This window comes from Cupriavidus sp. GW823-FHT06D04, from assembly GCF_058795055.1.
Genome location: NZ_JBXAHL010000099.1, coordinates 1 through 2,254, shown reverse-complemented (window position 1 = coordinate 2,254; position 2,254 = coordinate 1). Strand labels below are relative to the sequence as shown.

At 60.7% G+C, this 2,254-nt stretch carries 1 protein-coding gene; it reads left to right on the top strand.

Translation table 11 applies throughout. From position 1 onward, the window contains the following. Positions 1-739: 739 nt before the first annotated feature. Positions 740-2,044 carry a group II intron reverse transcriptase/maturase gene (gene ltrA / locus AC1Q7H_RS39725; protein ID WP_153957092.1) on the top strand — a complete coding sequence of 435 codons (1,305 nt, stop codon included), beginning with the start codon at positions 740-742 and terminating at the stop codon, positions 2,042-2,044. Positions 2,045-2,254: the final 210 nt, after the last annotated feature.

The window sequence follows — 2,254 nt, the reverse complement described above, 5'->3', positions numbered from 1 at the left end:
TCTCGCGTCTGGCCAGTCGCAGCATGGGCTGGTCCGCATCGGGAAGGCGAGGAGCCGTAGCCGATGATGAACGGACGGGAGAAGTCAGACTCCGCCGTAGTGTGCGCTGAGCAGCGCGTTGTTCAGGAGGGTTGAAGTCCCTCTGGCGCTCGGATGAGGGGCGCTATATCCGAAAGCGGGGGTAATGCCTCGCTGGCCGGGGAGAGGTGGAAAGGTATGGAGAAGCCTAAACGGGCACGCAGGCGAAAGCCGGACACGGCCAAGGCTGACCTGGAGCCACCAGCTCGCAGTACTCCGGAGGGCAGGGTGTCCATCGCGAGGTGGAATCCGAAGGGCATGAGGAGAAGTACCGGGCCGTAGTCGAGGGGGCTGCCCCAATGACGAACCGGTCGGCCAAAGGTGGGGCAAGGTCGAGCCTGCACTATGGAGGCGAAGGCGTTCTCATTCACCCACTGCACCAAGGTGTTTGCGGGCGGCACGGTACGGAAGAACAGCGTGTGACCTCAGGAGAACTGGCACAGTCCGCGGGTGGCACCGCGGGAAGTGAGCCTATAAGCGAGGAGCGAAGTGGCGAGCGGTGCTGTGTCAGTAGTCGGACGGCTGAGTAGTACCTGAAGCGTGGCAAAAACCACGTGACCGAGAGATCGGCGACGGAAGTGGGTCGGGGAAGGCAGCCGGCGAAGATGATTGGGAAGAGCCGGGAAGGCAGTGAGTAAGGGCGCAGAGGAGGATCAGTTCCATGAGTGAAATACCCGTACATCCGCGTCCGAGGAGACTGTCCGATTGGATCGACCCGATGGAGGCAAGGAAAGTCCACTCATTGATTGACAAGGTCTATCAACGGAAGAATCTGGAGGTTGCCTGGGAGCGAGTAAGGGCCAACCGGGGTAGTGGCGGTATCGATGGGATTAGCGTAGCGGCCTTCGCAGAACAGGCGGACCAGCAATTGGGTCGCCTGCAGGCGGAATTGCGCGCGCAAACCTATCAGCCGCAACCGGTCCGGCAGGTCTCGATCCCGAAGGTGGGCAAGCCGGGAGAGTTCCGCAAGCTTGGCATTCCGTCGATTTACGACCGTGTATGTCAGCAGGCACTGCTCAACCGGCTGGAGCCTGTCTTTGAACCGATATTCGACGATGCCAACTTCGGGTATCGGCGAGGGCGATCGACACACGACGCTCTGCGCAAGATCTGGAAGGAAATCGAAGCTGGTGGGGAATGGATTGTAGACGCTGATCTCAAGGATTTCTTTGGGTCAGTGGACCATGACAAACTACTGGCGCTCATTGCCCGGCGCGTTGCAGATGGCCGGGTGCTGGGGCTGATCAAGGCGATGCTTAAAGCCGGAAGCTTCGGCCAAGGCCGCCTCTTTCCGAGCGAGCGCGGAACCCCGCAGGGTGGGGTCGCATCCCCGTTGCTGAGCAATATTCTCCTGACGCCGTTTGATCGGGAGATGCGGCGCAGGGGCTATCAGCTTACGCGGTACGCGGATGACTGGGTGATTACCTGTTCCTCCCGAGCCGAAGCGCACGCCGCGATCGCGGCGGCGACGAAAATCCTGACAGCACTGGGCGTACAACTGCATCCAGAGAAGACTCGAATCGTACATGTTCAATTTGGATTCGAGTTCCTCGGGTACAAGATCAAGCGCGGGCGGCGACTCTCGCTACCTGCCGCGAAGATTCGCAGCGGTGCGCGATCCGGGGCGCTGTATGCATATCCCCGGGAGAAATCGATCCAGCGGCTGATGGATCAGGTTCGTCGCCTCACTAAGCGGTGCATCCCGCTTCGGACGCGCGATCTGATCGCGCGACTTAACCCTATCTTGCGGGGCTGGGGGCACTATTACAAACGCTCCCACGTACGAAGAATCTTCAACCGGCTCGACCGCTGGATCGTGCGGCGAATATGGTCACATCGATTCAAACGCTGGCGCAACCGAGGCTGGAAGCTCATGACGGAGGCGCGGCTATATGGCGATCTCGGGTTGGTGAATCTTGTCGGATTGATACCTTCTATTGCCTCTCAGCATGCTGCATCTTCGTGAAAGCTGCATGCGGGAAAACCGCACGTGCAGTTTGGGCGGCGGACGGAGGCCAGCGCGCAAGCGCGCCTCCTCCGACCCAACAGCGAAGAAACCTGCGAACAACGCCGGGAGACCGACTGCGGAGTGGGTGGAGCGAAGGGCGGGGACCAAGGGGAACACGGGTCAATCCAACACGTGCCGGGCACAGAACCGGGTAAGCGTGCCACAGGG